Consider the following 20,571-nt stretch of genomic DNA (forward strand, 5'->3'; position numbering starts at 1 on the left):
CTGCGCCACCTGATCGTAGGTATTTGGCTTTTTTCGGTCAGGTAAGCCGTGGTTTGACACGGCTTTTTTTTGTAAAGGCTTCAGTATTCCTGAGTACCGTTAAATCCTTTCAGGGACTAAAAACGCGTTATGTTGTCTGCAACTCAACCATTAAGCGAAAATTTGCCAGCACATGGCTGTCGTCATGTTGCGATCATTATGGATGGCAATGGTCGCTGGGCGAAGAAACAAGGGAAGATTCGAGCCTTTGGGCACAAGGCCGGGGCAAAATCTGTCCGCCGTGCTGTGTCTTTCGCTGCCAATAACGGTATTGACGCGTTAACGCTGTATGCCTTTAGTAGTGAGAACTGGAACCGACCAGCGCAGGAAGTCAGTGCGTTAATGGAGCTGTTTGTGTGGGCGCTTGATAGTGAAGTAAAAAGCCTGCATCGCCATAACGTTCGTCTGCGCATTATTGGAGATACCAGTCGATTTAACTCGCGTTTGCAGGAACGTATTCGCAAATCTGAAGCGCTAACGGCCCAGAATACCGGGTTGACGCTGAATATTGCCGCGAACTACGGCGGACGTTGGGATATTGTCCAGGGAGTCAGGCAACTGGCAGAACAGGTGCAGGAAGGTCTTCTGCGCCCTGATCAGATCGATGAAGAAATGCTAAGTCAGCAAATCTGCATGCATGAGCTGGCTCCTGTGGATTTAGTAATTAGGACTGGGGGAGAGCATCGCATCAGTAATTTTTTGCTGTGGCAAATTGCCTACGCCGAACTTTACTTTACTGATGTTCTTTGGCCCGATTTCGATGAACAAGACTTTGAAGGTGCGCTGCATGCCTTTGCTAATCGAGAGCGTCGTTTCGGCGGCACCGAGCCCGGTGATGACAAAGCCTGATGGGGGTCGCTTTTGCTGAAGTATCGCCTGATTTCTGCTTTTGTTTTAATACCTGTTGTCATCGCGGCGCTTTTTCTGTTGCCGCCGGTGGGGTTCGCCATTGTTACGCTGGTCGTTTGTATGCTGGCCGCCTGGGAATGGGGACAGTTAAGCGGTTTTGCCACTCGTACACAACGGGTCTGGCTGGCGGTGCTGTGCGGGTTATTGCTGGCACTGATGCTATTTTTATTACCCGAATATCATCACAATATTCGCCAACCGCTCGTTGAAGCCTCGCTTTGGCTGTCGCTAGGCTGGTGGGTTGTGGCGTTATTGCTGGTGTTGTTTTATCCGGGCTCAGCCGCAATGTGGCGTAATTCGAAGACATTACGCGTTATTTTCGGCGTATTGACCATCGTTCCCTTCTTTTGGGGAATGCTGGCGCTTCGCGCCTGGCACTATGATGAGAATCATTACAGTGGCGCCGTGTGGCTGCTCTATGTCATGATCCTTGTCTGGGGAGCTGACTCCGGGGCGTATATGTTTGGCAAACTGTTTGGCAAACATAAGCTGGCGCCAAAGGTTTCTCCCGGTAAAACATGGCAAGGTTTCATTGGTGGTCTGGTGACCGCTGCGGTGATCTCATGGGGTTACAGTATGTGGGCTAACCTTGATGTCGCGCCTTCAACCTTGTTCATATGCTCTATTGTTGCTGCGCTGGCCTCTGTGCTGGGTGACTTAACGGAGAGTATGTTTAAGCGTGAAGCGGGAATTAAGGATAGCGGTCATTTGATCCCTGGACATGGTGGTATTCTTGATCGTATTGATAGCCTGACGGCTGCAGTACCGGTCTTTGCGTGCCTGCTGTTGCTGGTATTCAGGACGCTTTAACGGAAGGTATTATGCTGAGTATTCTCTGGAATCTGGCTGCATTCATCATCGCACTGGGTGTGCTTATCACCGTGCATGAATTTGGTCATTTCTGGGTTGCCCGGCGCTGCGGCGTTCGTGTCGAGCGCTTTTCCATCGGTTTTGGTAAAGCGCTTTGGCGACGTACCGATCGTTTTGGCACTGAGTATGTCATCGCTCTTATCCCCCTCGGCGGTTACGTCAAAATGTTGGATGAGCGCGCAGAGCCGGTGATACCGGAACTGCGCCACCATGCATTCAACAACAAAACCGTTGGACAGCGGGCGGCGATAATCGCCGCAGGTCCGATTGCAAACTTCCTTTTCGCTATATTTGCTTACTGGCTGGTCTTTATCATCGGTGTCCCTGGTGTGCGTCCGGTGGTTGGCGAAATAACGCCCAACTCCATTGCTGCTCAGGCGCAAATTCGTCCAGGGACGGAACTTAAAGCCGTTGATGGTATCGAAACCCCTGATTGGGATGCCGTCCGTTTACAATTGGTGTCGAAAATCGGCGATGAGCATACGACTATCAGCGTGGCGCCGTTTGGTAGCAACCAACGACAGGACAAAACGCTGGATTTGCGTCAGTGGGCATTTGAGCCAGACAAAGAAGATCCTGTATCGTCTTTAGGGATTCGACCACGCGGTCCACAGATTGAACCCGTGTTGTCAGAAGTGCAAACGAACTCCGCAGCAAGTAAGGCGGGTTTGCAAGCTGGCGACAGGATCGTTAAAGTCGATGGTCAATCGCTAACGCAATGGATGATGTTCGTGACGCTGGTGCGCGATAATCCAGGTAAGCCGTTAGCTCTCGAAATCGAAAGGCAGGGGAGTTCCTTGTCTTTGACGTTAATTCCGGATACAAAACCGGTTAACGGTAAAGCAGAAGGTTTTGCGGGCGTGGTGCCTAAAATTATTCCTCTGCCAGATGAGTACAAGACAGTACGCCAGTATGGGCCATTCAGCGCCATCCTCGAGGCCACGGACAAAACGTGGCAGTTGATGAAGCTGACGGTCAGTATGCTGGGAAAATTGATTACCGGTGATGTGAAACTGAACAACCTCAGTGGGCCGATTTCTATCGCCCAGGGGGCTGGGATGTCAGCGGAGTTTGGGGGCATTTATTACCTGATGTTTCTTGCGCTTATCAGCGTGAACTTAGGGATAATCAACCTGTTTCCGTTGCCCGTTCTTGACGGGGGGCATCTGCTGTTCCTGGCGATTGAAAAGCTGAAGGGCGGTCCGGTATCCGAGCGGGTTCAAGACTTTAGTTATCGCATTGGCTCGATTTTGCTGGTGTTGTTAATGGGGCTTGCACTTTTCAATGATTTCTCTCGGTTGTAAGAGAGTGTTAGGAAGAACGCATAATAACGATGGCGATGAAAAAGTTGCTCATAGCGTCGCTGCTGTTTAGCAGCGCCACCGTATACGGTGCTGAAGGGTTCGTAGTGAAGGACATTCATTTCGAAGGCCTGCAGCGAGTCGCTGTTGGTGCGGCCCTCCTCAGTATGCCGGTGCGCACAGGCGACACGGTTAATGATGAAGATATCAGTAATACCATCCGCGCTCTGTTTGCCACTGGTAACTTTGAGGATGTCCGTGTCCTGCGTGACGGTGATACCCTTCTGGTTCAGGTAAAAGAACGTCCGACAATTGCCAGCATTACTTTCTCCGGTAACAAATCGGTAAAAGAAGAAATGCTTAAGCAAAACCTCGAGGCGTCTGGCGTGCGTGTTGGCGAATCTCTGGATCGCACCACTCTGGCTGATATCGAAAAAGGACTGGAAGACTTCTACTATAGCGTCGGTAAATACAGCGCCAGCGTGAAAGCGGTTGTCACACCGTTGCCGCGTAACCGTGTTGACCTCAAACTGGTGTTCCAGGAAGGCGTATCGGCGAAGATCCAACAGATCAATATCGTCGGTAACCATGCCTTCAGCACTGACGAACTCATTTCTCACTTCCAACTGCGGGATGAAGTACCGTGGTGGAACGTCGTGGGCGACCGTAAGTACCAGAAACAGAAACTGGCGGGCGACCTCGAAACTTTGCGCAGCTACTATCTGGATCGCGGTTACGCGCGTTTCAATATCGACTCTACGCAGGTAAGTCTGACACCGGACAAGAAAGGGATCTACATCACTGTTAACATCACCGAAGGCGAGCAGTACAAGCTTTCGGGCGTTGAGGTGAGCGGTAACCTGGCGGGTCATTCAGCTGAAATTGAGAGCCTGACGAAGATAGAGCCAGGTGAACTCTATAACGGCACCAAAGTGACCAAAATGGAAGATGATATCAAGAAGCTTCTGGGTCGCTATGGTTATGCATATCCGCGTGTACAGTCGCAGCCTGAAATCAACGATGCTGACAAAACCGTAAAATTACGTGTGAACGTGGATGCGGGTAACCGTTTCTATGTGCGTAAGATCCGTTTCGAAGGTAACGATACCTCCAAAGATTCCGTTTTGCGCCGTGAAATGCGTCAGATGGAAGGGGCATGGTTAGGCAGCGATCTGGTCGATCAGGGTAAAGAACGTCTGAACCGTCTGGGTTACTTTGAAACCGTCGACACCGATACACAGCGTGTTCCAGGCGTCCCGGATCAGGTTGATGTGGTGTACAAGGTCAAAGAACGTAACACCGGTAGCTTCAACTTCGGTATTGGTTACGGTACGGAAAGCGGCGTCAGCTTCCAGGCGGGCGTTCAGCAGGACAACTGGTTGGGTACGGGTTATTCCGTTGGGATCAACGGTACCAAAAACGACTATCAAACCTATACTGAGTTGTCTATAACGAACCCGTACTTTACCGTTGATGGTGTTAGCCTCGGTGGTCGTGTCTTCTATAACGACTTTGAAGCTGATGATGCTGACCTGTCCGACTATACCAACAAAAGTTATGGTACGGACGTCACGCTGGGCTTCCCAATCAACGAATACAACACGCTGCGTGCCGGTTTAGGTTATGTGCATAACAAACTGTCTAACATGCAGCCGCAGGTAGCGATGTGGCGTTATCTTGATTCGATGGGAGAAAATCCAGACCCGACGAATGATAATAACAGTTTCGCTGCAGATGACTTCACCTTCAACTATGGTTGGACGTACAACAAACTTGACCGCGGGTACTTCCCGACGGAAGGGACGCGTATCAACCTGAACGGTAAAGTGACCATTCCGGGCTCTGACAACGAATACTACAAAGCGACATTGGATACGGCGACCTATGTGCCGATTGATGATGATCACAAATGGGTGGTTCTGGGTCGTACCCGTTGGGGCTATGGTGATGGCTTAGGCGGCAAAGAAATGCCGTTCTATGAGAACTTCTATGCGGGTGGTTCAAGCACCGTGCGTGGTTTCCAGTCCAATACCATTGGTCCGAAGGCACTGTATTTACCTGCGAACAGTCGTCATGACGGTGACGATGATTTCGAAAACGAGTGCGCAAGCACTAACACAGCGCCGTGCGAATCTGATGATGCAGTGGGCGGTAACGCGATGGCTGTCGCCAGCCTGGAATTCATTACCCCAACGCCGTTCATTAGCGAAAAATACGCCAACTCGGTCCGTACCTCGTTCTTCTGGGATATGGGTACCGTGTGGGATACTAACTGGGATTCCAGCAAGTATGCCGGTTATCCGGACTACAGCGATCCAAGCAATATCCGTATGTCTGCAGGTATCGCATTACAATGGATGTCCCCATTGGGGCCGTTGGTCTTCTCCTATGCCCAGCCGTTTAAGGATTACGATGGAGACAAAAAAGAGCAGTTCCAGTTTAACATTGGTAAAACCTGGTAACTGTTCTTCGCAAAGGAATGTAAGTGTTGTGTAGCGATGACTTTTGGCGATCCCATTAAGGGTCGCCTGGCCACGCAAAGAGCTGTACCTTCGGGTGCAAATGGGATGGTAAGGAGTTTATTGTGAAAAAGTGGTTATTAGCTGCAGGTCTCGGTTTAGCGATGGTTACGTCCGCACAGGCTGCTGACAAAATTGCAATCGTCAACATGGGTAGTCTGTTCCAGCAGGTTGCGCAGAAGACGGGTGTTTCCAGCACGCTGGAAAATGAGTTCAAAGGCCGTGCCAGCGAACTGCAGCGTATGGAATCCGATCTGCAATCTAAAATGCAACGTCTGCAGTCTATGAAAGCAGGTAGCGATCGTACTAAGCTGGAAAAAGAAGTAATGGCTCAACGCCAGACTTTTGCTCAGAAAGCACAGTCTTTTGAGCAGGATCGTGCGCGCCGTTCCAACGAAGAACGTGGCAAACTGGTTACTCGTATCCAGACTGCTGTGAAATCCGTCGCTAACAGCCAGGATATCGATCTGGTCGTTGATGCTAACACCGTTGCTTACAACAGCAGCGAAGTGAAAGATATCACCGCTGACGTACTGAAACAGGTTAAATAAGTAATGCCTTCAATTCGACTGGCTGATTTAGCAGAGCAGTTGGATGCAGAATTACACGGTGATGGCGATATCGTCATCACCGGCGTTGCGTCCATGCAATCTGCGCAAACAGGTAATATCACGTTCATGGTAAATCCTAAGTACCGTGAACATCTGGCCTTATGTCAGGCTTCTGCCGTCGTGATGACGCAGGATGATCTTCCTTTTGCTAAGAGTGCCGCCCTGGTAGTGAAGAATCCCTACCTGACGTATGCGCGAATGGCACAAATTTTAGATACCACGCCGCAGCCCGCGCAAAACATTGCACCCAGTGCAGTGATTGATGCAACGGCGACGCTGGGTAGCAATGTCTCCGTAGGTGCAAATGCGGTGATCGAATCTGGCGTAACGCTCGGCGATAACGTGGTTATCGGTCCGGGTTGCTTCGTTGGAAAGAATACAAAAATCGGCGCAGGTTCACGCTTGTGGGCAAATGTGACGATTTACCACGACATTCATATTGGTGAAAATTGTCTGATCCAATCCAGCACGGTTGTGGGTGCAGACGGTTTTGGCTATGCCAACGATCGTGGTAATTGGGTTAAGATCCCGCAACTTGGTCGCGTTATTATCGGCGATCGCGTGGAGATCGGCGCTTGTACAACTATCGATCGTGGTGCGCTGGACGATACCATTATCGGTAATGGTGTGATCATTGATAATCAGTGTCAGATTGCACATAACGTCGTGATTGGCGACAATACGGCGGTTGCCGGTGGCGTCATTATGGCGGGCAGCCTGAAGATTGGCCGTTACTGCATGATTGGCGGCGCCAGTGTGATCAACGGGCATATGGAAATATGCGACAAAGTCACGGTGACTGGCATGGGTATGGTGATGCGTCCCATCACTGAACCTGGCGTCTATTCCTCAGGCATTCCGTTGCAACCTAATAAAGTATGGCGTAAAACCGCTGCGCTGGTGATGAACATTGATGATATGAGCAAGCGTCTCAAAGCGATTGAGCGCAAGGTTAATCAGCAAGACTAACGCTTCACCTTTTGCGTGCCAAACTTTCCGGCCTGTCAGCATTCTTTCGATTGCGGCAGGCCGTGTTATTATTGCCTTTTAGTATATTTAGACAGGAAGAGTATTTTGACTACTAACACTCATACTCTGCATATTGAAGAGATTTTAGAACTTCTGCCGCACCGTTTTCCGTTTTTGCTGGTTGATCGTGTGCTGGATTTTGAAGAAGGTCGTTTTCTGCGCGCAGTGAAGAATGTCTCCGTTAACGAGCCATTTTTCCAGGGCCATTTCCCTGGCAAACCGATTTTCCCGGGTGTGCTGATTCTGGAAGCGATGGCTCAGGCAACAGGTATCCTCGCATTTAAAAGCGTAGGAAAACTGGAGCCAGGTGAACTGTATTACTTCGCGGGTATTGACGAAGCACGCTTTAAGCGTCCTGTCGTGCCAGGCGATCAGATGATCATGGAAGTCACTTTCGAGAAAACACGCCGTGGCCTGACTCGCTTTAAAGGGGTTGCTCTGGTTGACGGTAAAGTCGTTTGCGAAGCAACTATGATGTGTGCCCGTAGCCGGGAGGCCTGATACGTGATTGATAAATCCGCCTTTATTCATCCTACCGCCATTGTGGAAGAGGGCGCTTCTATTGGCGCTAACGCTCACATTGGTCCTTTTTGTATTGTTGGACCCCATGTAGAAATTGGTGAGGGTACCGTACTGAAGTCTCACGTTGTCGTGAATGGCCATACTAAAATTGGTCGCGATAATGAGATTTATCAGTTCGCCTCTATCGGTGAAGTTAACCAGGATCTGAAATATGCGGGTGAACCGACCCGTGTGGAAATTGGCGATCGTAACCGCATTCGCGAAAGCGTCACCATTCATCGTGGCACAGTGCAGGGCGGTGGGTTGACGAAGGTGGGCAGCGATAACTTACTGATGATCAATGCCCACGTGGCACATGATTGTACGATCGGTAACCGCTGTATTCTGGCCAATAACGCCACCCTTGCGGGCCATGTTTCGCTTGATGATTTTGTTATCATCGGCGGCATGACCGCTGTGCACCAGTTCTGCATTATCGGTGCCCACGTAATGGTTGGCGGTTGTTCTGGCGTTGCTCAGGACGTTCCGCCGTATGTTATTGCTCAGGGCAACCACGCGACGCCGTTTGGCGTCAACATCGAAGGGCTGAAGCGCCGCGGTTTCACCCGCGAAGCGATTACTGCGATCCGCAACGCCTATAAAGCGTTGTACCGTAGCGGCAAAACGCTGGAAGAAGCCAAACCGGAAATCGCCGAACTGGCGAAGCAGTACCCGGAAGTTCAGCTATTCAGTGATTTCTTTGCCCGCTCAACACGCGGTCTGATTCGTTAATGGCTGAACAGCGCCCTTTAACGATTGCCCTGGTCGCCGGAGAAACCTCCGGCGATATTCTTGGTGCAGGTCTAATCCGTGCTCTCAAATTACGTGTGCCCAACGCCCGTTTTGTCGGTGTTGCTGGCCCACTGATGCAGGCCGAAGGCTGCGAAGCCTGGTACGAAATGGAAGAGCTGGCGGTGATGGGCATTGTTGAAGTGCTCGGACGCCTGCGCCGTTTGCTGCACATTCGAGCCGATCTCACGAAGCGTTTTACCGAACTGCAGCCAGATGTCTTTGTGGGTATTGATGCCCCGGATTTTAACATCACCCTTGAGGGCAACCTCAAAAAGCAGGGTATTAAAACCATTCATTACGTCAGTCCGTCCGTCTGGGCGTGGCGACAGAAACGCGTTTTCAAAATAGGCAGATCCACCCATATGGTGCTGGCGTTTCTGCCTTTCGAAAAAGCGTTTTACGACAAATTTAATGTACCGTGCCGCTTTATTGGTCACACGATGGCGGATGCCATGCCGCTGGACCCGGATAAAAATGCGGCGCGCGATGTACTGGGGATCCCTCATGATGCCCATTGCCTCGCATTGTTACCTGGTAGCCGTGGCGCAGAAGTCGAAATGCTTAGCGCTGACTTCCTGAAAACCGCGCAGCTGTTGCGACAACACTATCCCGATCTTGAAGTCGTGGTGCCGTTGGTCAATGCCAAACGCCGCGAGCAGTTCGAGCGAATCAAAGCTGAAGTGGCGCCTGAGCTCTCTGTCCATTTGCTTGATGGAATGGGACGTGAAGCCATGGTGGCGAGCGATGCTGCCCTGCTGGCTTCGGGGACGGCGGCGCTGGAGTGTATGCTGGCGAAATGTCCGATGGTGGTGGGCTATCGCATGAAGCCCTTCACGTTCTGGTTAGCGAAACGACTGGTAAAAACCGACTATGTTTCGTTGCCTAACCTGCTGGCAGGAAGAGAGTTAGTCAAAGAGCTGTTGCAGGAAGAGTGTGAACCGCATGCGTTGGCGGAAGCATTATTGCCCCTGTTGGCAAACGGTAAAACCAGCCACGCAATGCACGACACATTCCGCGCACTGCATCAGCAGATCCGTTGCAATGCCGATGAGCAGGCGGCGGATGCAGTTCTGGAGTTAGCACGATGATTGAATTTGTTTATCCGCATACCCATTTAGTGGCCGGTGTGGATGAAGTTGGGCGCGGACCTCTGGTCGGCGCGGTCGTTACCGCCGCCGTCATTCTTGATCCGGCTCGCCCAATTGTAGGGCTCAACGACTCAAAAAAGCTTTCAGAAAAGCGTCGCCTGGCGCTGTATGACGAAATTAAAGAAAAAGCGTTAAGCTGGAGCCTGGGACGTGCGGAGCCGCATGAGATCGATGAGCTGAATATTTTGCACGCGACCATGCTGGCGATGCAGCGAGCTGTTGCGGGCCTGCATATTGTGCCGGAATACGTGCTGATAGACGGTAATCGCTGCCCGGCGCTGCCGGTGCCTTCTATGGCCGTGGTGAAAGGCGATAGCCGGGTGGCGGAAATAAGTGCCGCATCCATTCTGGCAAAAGTTACGCGAGATGCTGAGATGACCGCGCTGGATGCCGTATTTCCCCAATATGGCTTTGCGCAACACAAAGGTTATCCAACTGCTTTTCATCTGGAGGCGCTTGCTGAACATGGTGCGACGGAGCATCACCGACGCAGCTTTGCTCCTGTCAAACGTGCACTGGGACTTGCGTCCTGATTCTTGCGTCGAGAATAAGTAAACCGGAATCTAAAGATGTCTGAACCACGTTTCGTCCACCTGCGGGTGCACAGTGACTACTCTATGATCGATGGGCTGGCGAAAACCGGACCGCTGGTGAAAAAGGCGGCCGCGTTGGGCATGCCTGCGCTGGCGATCACCGATTTCACTAACCTTTGCGGTCTGGTGAAGTTCTACGGAGCGGGCCACGGCGCGGGGATAAAACCTATCGTCGGCGCTGATTTTCACGTTCAGAGCGAGCAGTTGGGCGATGAGCTCACCCAACTGACGGTACTGGCGGCGAACAATACCGGTTATCAGAATCTGACGTTATTGATCTCTAAAGCGTATCAGCGCGGTTATGGCGCAGCCGGGCCGATTATCGATCGTGACTGGCTGGTCGAATTAAAAGAGGGATTGATCCTGCTCTCCGGCGGGCGGATGGGCGATGTGGGGCGTTGTCTGCTGCGCGGTAACAGCGTGCTGGCTGACGAGTGTGTCGCGTTTTACGAAGAACATTTTCCCGATCGTTACTTCCTTGAGCTGATTCGCACCGGCAGACCGGATGAAGAGACGTACCTGCATGCGGCGGTAGCGCTGGCTGAAACGCGCGGCTTGCCGGTCGTGGCCACCAACGACGTCCGTTTTCTCGAAACGGGCGATTTTGATGCACATGAAATTCGCGTCGCCATCCACGATGGCTTTACCCTTGACGATCCAAAGCGTCCGCGTAACTATTCGCCGCAGCAGTATATGCGCAGCGAAGAGGAGATGTGCGAGCTTTTTGCCGACATTCCGGAAGCGCTGGAAAATACCGTTGAGATAACCAAGCGGTGTAACGTCACGGTACGTCTGGGCGAATACTTCCTGCCGCAGTTCCCGACCGGAGACATGACCACCGAAGATTACCTGGTCAAAAAATCGAAAGAGGGGCTGGAAGAGCGTCTGGCGTTTTTGTTCCCGGACGAAGCAGAGCGTATAGAGAAGCGCCCACCCTATGACGAACGTCTGGATATTGAACTTCAGGTTATTAACCAAATGGGTTTCCCGGGTTACTTCCTGATCGTTATGGAGTTTATCCAGTGGTCGAAAGATAACGGCGTGCCGGTAGGGCCGGGACGTGGTTCCGGTGCGGGTTCATTGGTGGCCTATGCACTCAAAATTACCGACCTTGATCCGCTGGAATTTGACCTGCTGTTCGAACGTTTCCTTAACCCGGAACGTGTCTCCATGCCTGACTTCGACGTTGACTTCTGTATGGAGAAACGCGATCTGGTGATCGAGCATGTGGCGGAAATGTATGGTCGCGATGCGGTATCGCAGATCATTACTTTCGGTACGATGGCGGCAAAAGCGGTTATCCGTGACGTCGGCCGCGTGCTGGGGCACCCGTACGGCTTTGTTGACCGCATTTCTAAGCTGGTGCCTCCCGATCCGGGCATGACGCTGGCAAAAGCGTTTGAAGCAGAACCACAGCTGCCGGAAATTTACGAGGCAGATGAAGAGGTTAAAGCGCTAATTGATATGGCGCGTAAGCTGGAAGGCGTCACTCGTAACGCCGGTAAACACGCCGGTGGTGTGGTGATCGCGCCAACCAAAATTACCGATTTTGCGCCGCTGTACTGTGATGAACAGGGGCTGCATCCGGTCACCCAGTTTGATAAAAACGACGTGGAATATGCCGGGCTGGTGAAGTTCGACTTCCTGGGTCTGCGTACGCTCACTATCATCAACTGGGCGCTGGAGATGATCAACGCCCGCCGTGAGAAAAACGGCGAACCGCCGCTGGATATCGCCGCGATTCCGTTAGACGACAAGAAAAGCTTCGACATGCTGCAGCGTTCGGAGACCACTGCGGTCTTCCAGCTTGAATCCCGCGGCATGAAAGACCTGATCAAACGTCTGCAGCCTGACTGCTTCGAAGATATGATCGCACTGGTGGCGCTGTTCCGTCCTGGTCCGTTGCAATCGGGGATGGTCGATAACTTTATCGACCGTAAGCACGGTCGCGAAGAAATTTCCTATCCGGATGTTCAATGGCAGCATGAGTGTCTGAAACCGGTTCTGGAGCCAACCTACGGCATCATCCTGTACCAGGAACAGGTGATGCAGATTGCGCAGGAACTCTCCGGCTATACGCTCGGCGGCGCGGATATGCTGCGTCGTGCGATGGGTAAGAAAAAGCCGGAAGAGATGGCCAAGCAGCGCGGTACCTTTGAAGAAGGTGCGAAAAAACGCGGCGTCGACGGCGAACTGGCGATGAAAATCTTTGACCTGGTGGAGAAATTCGCCGGTTACGGGTTTAACAAATCTCACTCCGCTGCTTATGCACTGGTATCGTACCAAACGCTGTGGTTGAAAGCGCACTATCCGGCGGAGTTTATGGCCGCAGTAATGACCGCCGATATGGACAACACCGAGAAGGTGGTTGGCCTGGTGGATGAGTGCTGGCGCATGGGGCTGAAGATCCTGCCGCCGGATATCAACTCCGGACTGTATCATTTCCACGTTAATGATGACGGTGAGATTGTTTACGGCATCGGCGCGATTAAAGGCGTGGGCGAAGGTCCAATTGAAGCTATTATTGAAGCGCGTAACGAAGGCGGCTATTTCCGGGAGCTGTTTGATCTGTGTGCGCGTACGGACACCAAAAAGCTTAACCGCCGGGTGCTGGAAAAACTGATCATGTCCGGGGCGTTTGACCGCCTTGGGCCGCATCGCGCCGCACTGATGAACGCGTTGGGCGATGCCCTGAAAGCCGCCGATCAGCACGCAAAAGCAGAAGCCATCGGCCAGGCGGATATGTTTGGCGTTCTGGCGGAAGAACCGGAACAAGTTGAGCAATCCTACGCCAGCTGCCAGCCATGGCCTGAGCAGGTGGTGTTAGATGGGGAGCGAGAAACGTTAGGTTTGTACCTGACGGGACACCCCATCAACCAGTATTTAAAAGAAATTGAGCGCTATGTCGGAGGCTACAGGCTGAAAGACATGCATCCGACAGAACGTGGTAAAATCACCACGGCTGCGGGGCTCGTCATTGCCGCAAGGGTTATGGTCACCAAGCGCGGCAATCGTATCGGCATCTGTACCCTGGATGACCGTTCCGGGCGTCTGGAAGTCATGTTGTTTACCGATGCCCTGGATAAATACCAGCAATTGCTGGAAAAAGACCGCATACTTATCGTCAGCGGACAGGTCAGCTTTGATGACTTCAGCGGGGGGCTTAAAATGACCGCCCGCGAAGTGATGGATATTGACGAAGCCCGGGAAAAATATGCTCGCGGGCTTGCTATCTCGCTGACGGACAGGCAAATTGATGACCAGCTTTTAAACCGACTCCGTCAGTCTCTGGAACCCCACCGCTCGGGGACAATTCCAGTACATCTCTACTATCAGAGGGCGGATGCACGTGCGCGGTTGCGCTTTGGCGCATCGTGGCGTGTCTCTCCGAGCGATCGTTTACTTAACGATCTCCGTGGCCTCATTGGTTCGGAGCAGGTGGAACTGGAGTTTGACTAATACAGGAATACTATGAGTCTGAATTTCCTTGATTTTGAACAGCCGATTGCAGAGCTGGAAGCTAAAATCGATTCTCTGACTGCGGTGAGCCGTCAGGATGAGAAACTGGATATTAACATCGATGAAGAAGTCCATCGTCTGCGCGAAAAAAGCGTAGAACTGACGCGCAAAATCTTCGCCGATCTTGGTGCATGGCAGGTGGCCCAACTGGCACGCCATCCACAACGTCCATATACCCTGGATTATGTCCGCCTGGCGTTTGATGAATTTGACGAACTGGCGGGCGATCGCGCTTATGCAGATGATAAAGCTATCGTCGGCGGTATCGCACGTCTGGAAGGTCGTCCGGTGATGATCATTGGTCACCAGAAAGGCCGTGAGACTAAAGAAAAAATCCGTCGTAACTTCGGTATGCCAGCGCCAGAAGGCTATCGTAAAGCGCTGCGTCTGATGGAAATGGCCGAGCGTTTCAACATGCCGATCATTACCTTTATCGACACCCCGGGCGCCTATCCAGGCGTCGGTGCGGAAGAGCGCGGTCAGTCCGAAGCCATTGCACGCAACCTGCGTGAAATGTCACGTCTGAGCGTCCCGGTTATCTGCACCGTTATCGGTGAAGGTGGTTCCGGCGGCGCACTGGCGATTGGCGTGGGTGACAAGGTTAACATGCTGCAGTACAGCACTTATTCCGTTATCTCTCCGGAAGGTTGTGCCTCTATCCTCTGGAAGAGCGCAGACAAAGCGCCGCTGGCCGCAGAAGCCATGGGCATCATCGCTCCGCGTCTGAAAGAGCTGAAGCTGATTGATTCGATCATTCCAGAACCGCTGGGCGGCGCGCATCGCAACCCGGAAACCATGGCGGCTTCTTTGAAAGCGCAATTGTTGTCTGATTTGGCCGATCTTGATGTGTTAAGCAAAGACGATTTGAAAAACCGTCGTTATCAGCGCCTGATGAGCTACGGCTACGCGTAACTCTCTACTTTTCTGAAAAGGGCCACTTTTTGTGGCCCTTTTTTTTACCTGCGGTTTGACCAGGCTATGATTAGCTAAGGATTTTCCAGGAGGAACGCATGAATATCATTGCCATAATGGGACCGCACGGGGTTTTTTATAAAGACGAGCCCATCAAGGAACTTGAACACTCCCTGCAATCACAGGGATTCCAGATAATCTGGCCACAAAATAGCGTTGACCTGCTCAAGTTTATCGAACACAACCCGCGGATCTGCGGCGTGATTTTTGACTGGGATGAGTACAGCCTCGAACTGTGTAGCGATATAAATCAACTGAACGAATATCTTCCCCTTTACGCGTTTATTAATACGCACTCGACCATGGATGTGAGTGCGCAGGATATGCGGATGGCGCTGTGGTTTTTTGAGTACGCGCTGGGTCAGTCCGACGATATCGCAACGCGCATTCGCCAGTACACTAACGAATACCTGGAAAACATCACACCGCCGTTTACCCGGGCGTTGTTTACCTATGTGAAAGAGGGGAAGTATACCTTTTGTACGCCAGGCCATATGGCGGGGACCGCATACCAAAAGAGTCCTGTAGGTTGCCTGTTCTATGATTTTTTCGGCGGTAATACGCTGAAAGCCGACGTCTCTATCTCTGTTACCGAGTTAGGATCTTTGCTGGACCATACGGGGCCGCATCTGGAAGCCGAAGAATACATTGCCCGCACATTTGGCGCAGAACAGAGCTACATGGTGACAAACGGAACCTCGACATCGAATAAAATTGTCGGGATGTATGCGGCTCCGGCAGGCAGTACGCTGCTTATCGATCGCAACTGTCATAAATCCCTCGCCCACTTGCTGATGATGAGCGATGTGGTTCCCATATGGTTGAAACCCACGCGAAATGCGCTCGGTATTCTCGGCGGGATCCCCCGACGCGAATTTTCCCATGCGAACATTGAACGCAAAGTGGCAGAAACGGCACGGGCGCAGTGGCCGGTACATGCGGTCATTACCAACTCGACCTACGACGGCTTGCTCTATAACACTAACTGGATCAAGCAAACGCTGGAGGTGCCTTCGATTCATTTTGACTCTGCCTGGGTACCGTACACCCATTTTCATCCGATCTATCAGGGGAAAAGCGGAATGAGCGGTGAGCGGGTGCCAGGGAAAGTGATTTTCGAAACGCAATCTACGCACAAGATGCTAGCGGCCTTATCCCAGGCATCCCTCATCCATATTAAAGGTGAGTACGATGAGGACACTTTTAACGAAGCATTTATGATGCACACCTCTACGTCACCCAGCTATCCCATTGTGGCATCCATCGAGACGGCGGCGGCAATGCTGCGTGGAAATCCGGGTAAGCGGTTAATCAACCGTTCGGTAGAACGCGCGCTCCATTTCCGCAAAGAGGTGCAGCGACTACGGGAAGAGTCGGATAGCTGGTTCTTTGATATCTGGCAGCCAGAAGATGTCGATGACGCGCAGTGCTGGCCCGTCGCGCCAGGGGATGCGTGGCATGGATTTTCCGATGCCGATAGCGATCACATGTTTCTCGACCCGGTCAAAGTCACGATCCTGACGCCGGGGATGGATGAGCAGGGTACGATGAGCGAGGAAGGGATACCGGCGGCGCTGGTGGCGAAATTCCTTGATGAACGCGGTGTGGTTGTTGAGAAAACAGGACCGTACAACCTGTTGTTCCTGTTTAGTATCGGTATTGATAAAACGCGGGCGATGGGATTGCTGCGCGGTCTGACGGAGTTCAAACGCTCCTACGACCTTAATCTTCGCGTTAAAAATATGCTGCCGGATCTGTACGCGGAAGATCCCGATTTTTATCGAAATATGCGGATTCAGGATCTGGCTCAGGGGATCCATACCCTGATTCGTCAGCACGATCTTTCTGGCCTGATGCTGCGGGCGTTCGATACATTGCCTGAAATGAAAATGACACCTCACGAAGCCTGGCAGCGGCAAATCAAAGGTGAAGTCGAAACCATCGCGATTGATCAACTGGTGGGGCGTATTTCGGCCAATATGGTGTTGCCTTATCCACCGGGAGTACCGCTGCTGATGCCGGGGGAAATGATCACTGAAGAGAGTCGTGCAGTGCTCGATTTTCTGTTAATGCTGTGTTCTATCGGTCATCACTATCCCGGGTTTGAAACGGACATTCATGGTGCGAAGCAGGATGACGATGGGGTATACCGTGTGAGAGTCCTAAAAACGGTCTAACCGCTTGCTTTCGCCGGTGTTTGACGGGTAACGTGCTGATAACATGCCTAAAGGAGACGCTATGCTGGGATTAAAACAGGTTCACCATATTGCGATCATCGCGACAAACTACACCGCCAGTAAGGCATTTTATTGCGATGTGCTGGGATTTACGCTGATGAGCGAAGCGTACAGAGAGGAGCGTGACTCCTGGAAAGGTGACCTGGCGTTAAACGGGCAGTATGTCATTGAGCTGTTTTCGTTTCCCTTCCCGCCAGCGCGCCCCAGTCGACCAGAAGCCTGTGGCTTGCGTCATCTTGCCTTTAGCGTGGATGATGTGGAAAAGGCTATTGCGCATCTGGAAGAAAACGGCGTGAAATGCGAGCCAGTGCGTATTGATCCGTTTACCCACAAACGTTTCACCTTTTTTAATGATCCTGACGGGTTGCCGCTTGAGTTGTACGAGCAGTAGGACTTGTCATTACGGCTTCTGCCCGGTAACGTGCCGGGCAACGCCACAGTAAGTAAGCATCATGACGATACTCACCCTGAACACTTCACTCCTGACCTGCCGCCAGATTCTGGTGGCTTTTAGCGGTGGTCTGGATTCCACTGTGCTTCTGCATCAACTGGTGCAGTGGCGGCAACAGAGCCCAGGCCTCACTCTGCGCGCGATTCATGTTCATCATGGACTCAGTCCCCATGCAGACAGCTGGGTGGCGCACTGTGAAGCGGTTTGTCAGCAATGGCAGGTACCGCTGGTGGTCGAACGCGTCCAGCTTGAGGATAAGGGGCTGGGGATTGAGGCGCAGGCTCGCCGCGCGCGGTATGACGCTTTTGCCCGAACTTTGCAGCCAGGTGAAGTGCTGGTCACCGCCCAACACCTCGACGACCAGTGCGAAACCTTTCTGCTGGCGCTTAAGCGCGGCAGCGGTCCGGCGGGTCTGTCGTCGATGGGGGAGCGTTCGCCGTTTGCCGGTTCGTCTCTTATTCGCCCGCTGCTGATGGAAACGCGTAGCGCGCTTGAACAGTGGGCAAGAGCGCATGAGTTACGCTGGATTGAAGATGAGAGCAATCAGGATGATGCCTACGATCGTAATTTTTTACGGCTGCGCATCATTCCGCTCCTGCAACAACGCTGGCCGCACTTTGCCGGGGCGACAGCCCGTAGCGCGGCATTGTGCGCTGAGCAGGAGAACCTGCTGGATGAGTTGCTAGCTAACGAGGTCGCTGACTGCACCACACCGCAAGGCTCGCTACAGCTGGAACCGCTCATGGTGATGAGCGATGCCCGTCGTGCTGCAATATTACGTCGTTGGCTGGCGGCGCAGAATGCGCCGATGCCCTCGCGTGACGGGCTGGAACGAATCTGGCAGGAAGCGGCGCTGGCGCGCGAGGATGCGTCCCCGTGCTTGCGTTTTGGCGAGTATGAAATCCGTCGTTACCAGTCACAACTATGGTGGGTTAAATCCGTTGCAGGGCAAAGCGATACGGTGCTGAGCTGGTTGTCGTGGCAAACACCGCTGGAATTACCCACCGGGCTGGGGAGAATAGCGTTGCTCCCTGGCGGCGATCTCCGTGCACCGCGCGTCGACGAAGCTGTTACTGTGCGCTTCAAAGCTCCGGGCCTACTGCACATTGTGGGGCGCAATGGTGGACGCAAGTTGAAGAAAATCTGGCAGGAGCTGGGCGTTCCTTCCTGGCGACGGGATACAACGCCGATGCTGTTTTACGGCGAAACGCTGATTGCGGCTGCTGGAGTATTTGTGACGCGTGAGGGGCTTGCAGAGGATGAATCGGGTGTGAAATTGGTGTGGGATAAGAGCATCTGAAATGCCTGATGACGCTGCGCTTATCAGGCCTACATATCGCATGGAGAGTAGGCCGGATAAGGTGCTTGCACCGCCATCCGGCAACACATATTCAGGATTCGCTGACCACCACGGTTCCAATTTGTGGATGGCTGAAACTGGAAATTTTGTCGAGACGTAGCTCACGCGTTTCGCCTGAGACATCTGCAATCAGGTATTCCACGTTTTTACGAGAGACCAGATCGTTGGCTTTTGCCTGCATAACCTCGCCATCTTTCAGCGTCAGCGTCAGTATTAAATGATGCTGGCAGGCGAGCTCGAGATTGTCGTAGTCATCGCAATTGATGGGTTGATATGTTTCATTCATGGACATAATCGCTCACCAGTAAGTTCGCGGCAGCATAGGCCGCCTTTTCCCTGACCGACTCTGAAATGGCGCTGTCTTCCGCCACTTCATTAAGCACTTTCAATACGCAACCCAGCGCATCCGGGATATACCCTAAGTCTCCGCTGGCGATTTCCGCGTACCGCTTGCGTATTAACTCACAATATTTTTCCACATGCCCTCCTGTCAGCATTCTGACTTAACCGTGGATGCAAGTCTAAGCCTACGAAGATAAACTCTGTTTAGCAAGGTGACTATACCATACTCATTCAAGCAATATCAGCGTCTTGATAGAGGAGACATAAGGCATCCGTTAACAGCCTTTTGGCGCCGATTTCGTTACAATGTGCGCCTGATTCGAAAGGAGCTCTCTCATGGCGCTTAAAGCGACAATTTATAAAGCTGTTGTCAATGTGGCGGACCTGGATCGCAACCAGTTCCTTGATGCGACATTAACGCTGGCGCGTCACCCCTCTGAAACGCAGGAGCGCATGATGCTGCGCTTGTTGGCGTGGATTAAATATGCCGACGAACGGCTACAGTTTACGCGCGGCCTGAGTGCGGAAGATGAGCCTGAAGCGTGGCTGCGTAACGATCACCTCGGTGTTGATCTGTGGATTGAGCTTGGACTCCCCGATGAGCGCCGTGTTAAGAAAGCCTGTACTCAGGCCGCAGAGGTCGCGCTGTTTACCTACAATAGCCGCGCTGCACAAATCTGGTGGCAACAAAACCAGAGTAAGTGCGCGCAGTTCTCTAACTTGTCCGTGTGGTATCTGGATGATGAACAGCTGGCGCAACTGAGCGATTTTGCCGGTCGTACCATGACATTGCAGGCGACCATACAAGATGGCGCTATCTGGCTGTCGGATGCTCAGAATAATCTGGAAATTCATCTGACTGCGTGGCAACAGGCTTCATGATCGTTATCTCCCGAAACGTCTCTATTCCCGACAATGAGCTGGAGATCACGGCGATTCGTGCTCAGGGAGCGGGTGGGCAGCACGTTAATAAGACGTCGACGGCTATCCATTTGCGTTTTGACATTCGGGCCTCCGGGCTGCCAGAGTATTATAAGGAACGCTTGTTAAGCGCCAGTCACCATCTGATTAGTCAGGAGGGTGTCATTATTATCAAGGCGCAGGAATACCGCAGCCAGGAGCTAAACCGGGAAGCCGCAATTGCCCGGTTAGTGGCGGTCATAAAAGAATTAACCGCAGTTCAGAAAAGCCGTCTGGCGACGCGACCTGGGCGCGCTGCAAAGGAGCGTCGGTTGTCGTCGAAGGCGCAAAAGTCTTCAGTGAAAGCGCTACGCGGTAAAGTTCGCCATTCTCAGGATTGACGAGCGAGATTGAAAAT

The 20,571-nt window shown here is 52.4% G+C and carries 19 protein-coding genes; 17 read left to right on the top strand and 2 right to left on the bottom strand.

Going from position 1 to position 20,571, the window contains the following annotated elements; all coding sequences use genetic code 11:
• Window positions 1-129 precede the first annotated feature (129 nt).
• The 15 genes from ispU to tilS all read left to right on the top strand — a co-directional run bounded on the left by ispU (window position 130) and on the right by tilS (window position 18,851).
• The gene (gene ispU / locus AC07NP_RS07965; RefSeq protein ID WP_162381150.1) at window positions 130-888 is read left to right on the top strand and encodes a (2E,6E)-farnesyl-diphosphate-specific ditrans,polycis-undecaprenyl-diphosphate synthase; all 759 of its coding nucleotides are present in this window, start codon (window positions 130-132) and stop codon (window positions 886-888) included.
• A 12-nt stretch (window positions 889-900) separates the two neighbouring features.
• Window positions 901-1,758, top strand: a complete 858-nt coding sequence (cdsA, locus tag AC07NP_RS07970) for a phosphatidate cytidylyltransferase (RefSeq protein ID WP_192611145.1) — start codon at window positions 901-903, stop codon at window positions 1,756-1,758.
• A gap of 11 nt (window positions 1,759-1,769) precedes the next feature.
• Window positions 1,770-3,122 (top strand): sigma E protease regulator RseP, encoded by a 1,353-nt coding sequence (gene rseP / locus AC07NP_RS07975; RefSeq protein WP_192611146.1) that lies wholly within the window; start codon window positions 1,770-1,772, stop codon window positions 3,120-3,122.
• A 29-nt stretch (window positions 3,123-3,151) separates the two neighbouring features.
• On the top strand, window positions 3,152-5,581 hold the full coding sequence (gene bamA / locus AC07NP_RS07980) for an outer membrane protein assembly factor BamA (protein ID WP_203358865.1): 2,430 nt from the start codon (window positions 3,152-3,154) through the stop codon (window positions 5,579-5,581).
• A 122-nt stretch (window positions 5,582-5,703) separates the two neighbouring features.
• The gene (gene skp, locus AC07NP_RS07985; protein WP_192611148.1) at window positions 5,704-6,189 is read left to right on the top strand and encodes a molecular chaperone Skp; all 486 of its coding nucleotides are present in this window, start codon (window positions 5,704-5,706) and stop codon (window positions 6,187-6,189) included.
• Between the two features lie 3 nt (window positions 6,190-6,192).
• Window positions 6,193-7,218, top strand: coding sequence for a UDP-3-O-(3-hydroxymyristoyl)glucosamine N-acyltransferase (gene lpxD, locus AC07NP_RS07990; RefSeq protein ID WP_203358864.1), 1,026 nt, complete (start codon window positions 6,193-6,195; stop codon window positions 7,216-7,218).
• A gap of 105 nt (window positions 7,219-7,323) precedes the next feature.
• The gene (gene fabZ / locus AC07NP_RS07995) at window positions 7,324-7,779 is read left to right on the top strand and encodes a 3-hydroxyacyl-ACP dehydratase FabZ (RefSeq protein ID WP_003018528.1); all 456 of its coding nucleotides are present in this window, start codon (window positions 7,324-7,326) and stop codon (window positions 7,777-7,779) included.
• A gap of 3 nt (window positions 7,780-7,782) precedes the next feature.
• Entirely contained in the window at window positions 7,783-8,571 is a 789-nt protein-coding gene (lpxA, locus tag AC07NP_RS08000; protein WP_203358863.1) for an acyl-ACP--UDP-N-acetylglucosamine O-acyltransferase, read from the top strand.
• Window positions 8,571-9,719, top strand: coding sequence for a lipid-A-disaccharide synthase (gene lpxB, locus AC07NP_RS08005; RefSeq protein ID WP_162381163.1), 1,149 nt, complete (start codon window positions 8,571-8,573; stop codon window positions 9,717-9,719). The genes lpxA and lpxB overlap by 1 nt, the downstream gene beginning before the upstream one ends.
• On the top strand, window positions 9,716-10,312 hold the full coding sequence (gene rnhB, locus AC07NP_RS08010) for a ribonuclease HII (RefSeq protein WP_203358861.1): 597 nt from the start codon (window positions 9,716-9,718) through the stop codon (window positions 10,310-10,312). Before lpxB ends, rnhB begins: the two co-directional genes overlap by 4 nt.
• Window positions 10,313-10,348: 36 nt before the next feature.
• On the top strand, window positions 10,349-13,831 hold the full coding sequence (gene dnaE, locus AC07NP_RS08015) for a DNA polymerase III subunit alpha (RefSeq protein ID WP_494660085.1): 3,483 nt from the start codon (window positions 10,349-10,351) through the stop codon (window positions 13,829-13,831).
• 12 nt (window positions 13,832-13,843) lie between these two features.
• Window positions 13,844-14,803 (top strand): acetyl-CoA carboxylase carboxyl transferase subunit alpha, encoded by a 960-nt coding sequence (accA, locus tag AC07NP_RS08020; RefSeq protein WP_203358859.1) that lies wholly within the window; start codon window positions 13,844-13,846, stop codon window positions 14,801-14,803.
• A gap of 98 nt (window positions 14,804-14,901) precedes the next feature.
• Entirely contained in the window at window positions 14,902-17,040 is a 2,139-nt protein-coding gene (ldcC, locus tag AC07NP_RS08025) for a lysine decarboxylase LdcC (protein WP_494660086.1), read from the top strand.
• Between the two features lie 61 nt (window positions 17,041-17,101).
• Complete coding sequence (locus tag AC07NP_RS08030; RefSeq protein ID WP_203358857.1) at window positions 17,102-17,491, top strand: VOC family protein; 390 nt, start codon at window positions 17,102-17,104, stop codon at window positions 17,489-17,491.
• Window positions 17,492-17,552: 61 nt separating this feature from the next.
• Window positions 17,553-18,851 carry a tRNA lysidine(34) synthetase TilS gene (gene tilS, locus AC07NP_RS08035; protein ID WP_494660087.1) on the top strand — a complete coding sequence of 433 codons (1,299 nt, stop codon included), beginning with the start codon at window positions 17,553-17,555 and terminating at the stop codon, window positions 18,849-18,851.
• A gap of 91 nt (window positions 18,852-18,942) precedes the next feature.
• On the opposite strand, the gene rof is transcribed toward tilS, so the two are convergent.
• Together rof and AC07NP_RS08045 are read right to left on the bottom strand one after the other, a co-directional pair.
• The gene (rof, locus tag AC07NP_RS08040; RefSeq protein ID WP_162381175.1) at window positions 18,943-19,203 is read right to left on the bottom strand and encodes a Rho-binding antiterminator; all 261 of its coding nucleotides are present in this window, start codon (window positions 19,201-19,203) and stop codon (window positions 18,943-18,945) included.
• The gene (locus AC07NP_RS08045) at window positions 19,190-19,390 is read right to left on the bottom strand and encodes a YaeP family protein (protein ID WP_192611158.1); all 201 of its coding nucleotides are present in this window, start codon (window positions 19,388-19,390) and stop codon (window positions 19,190-19,192) included. Before AC07NP_RS08045 ends, rof begins: the two co-directional genes overlap by 14 nt.
• Before the next feature lie 199 nt (window positions 19,391-19,589).
• On the opposite strand from AC07NP_RS08045, the gene AC07NP_RS08050 reads away from it, so the two are divergent.
• Complete coding sequence (locus tag AC07NP_RS08050) at window positions 19,590-20,135, top strand: YaeQ family protein (RefSeq protein WP_276292778.1); 546 nt, start codon at window positions 19,590-19,592, stop codon at window positions 20,133-20,135.
• Window positions 20,132-20,554 (top strand): alternative ribosome rescue aminoacyl-tRNA hydrolase ArfB, encoded by a 423-nt coding sequence (arfB, locus tag AC07NP_RS08055; RefSeq protein WP_203358853.1) that lies wholly within the window; start codon window positions 20,132-20,134, stop codon window positions 20,552-20,554. The genes AC07NP_RS08050 and arfB overlap by 4 nt, the downstream gene beginning before the upstream one ends.
• Window positions 20,555-20,571: the final 17 nt, after the last annotated feature.

Source organism: Citrobacter sp. GW821-FHT07H02 (assembly GCF_059418505.1).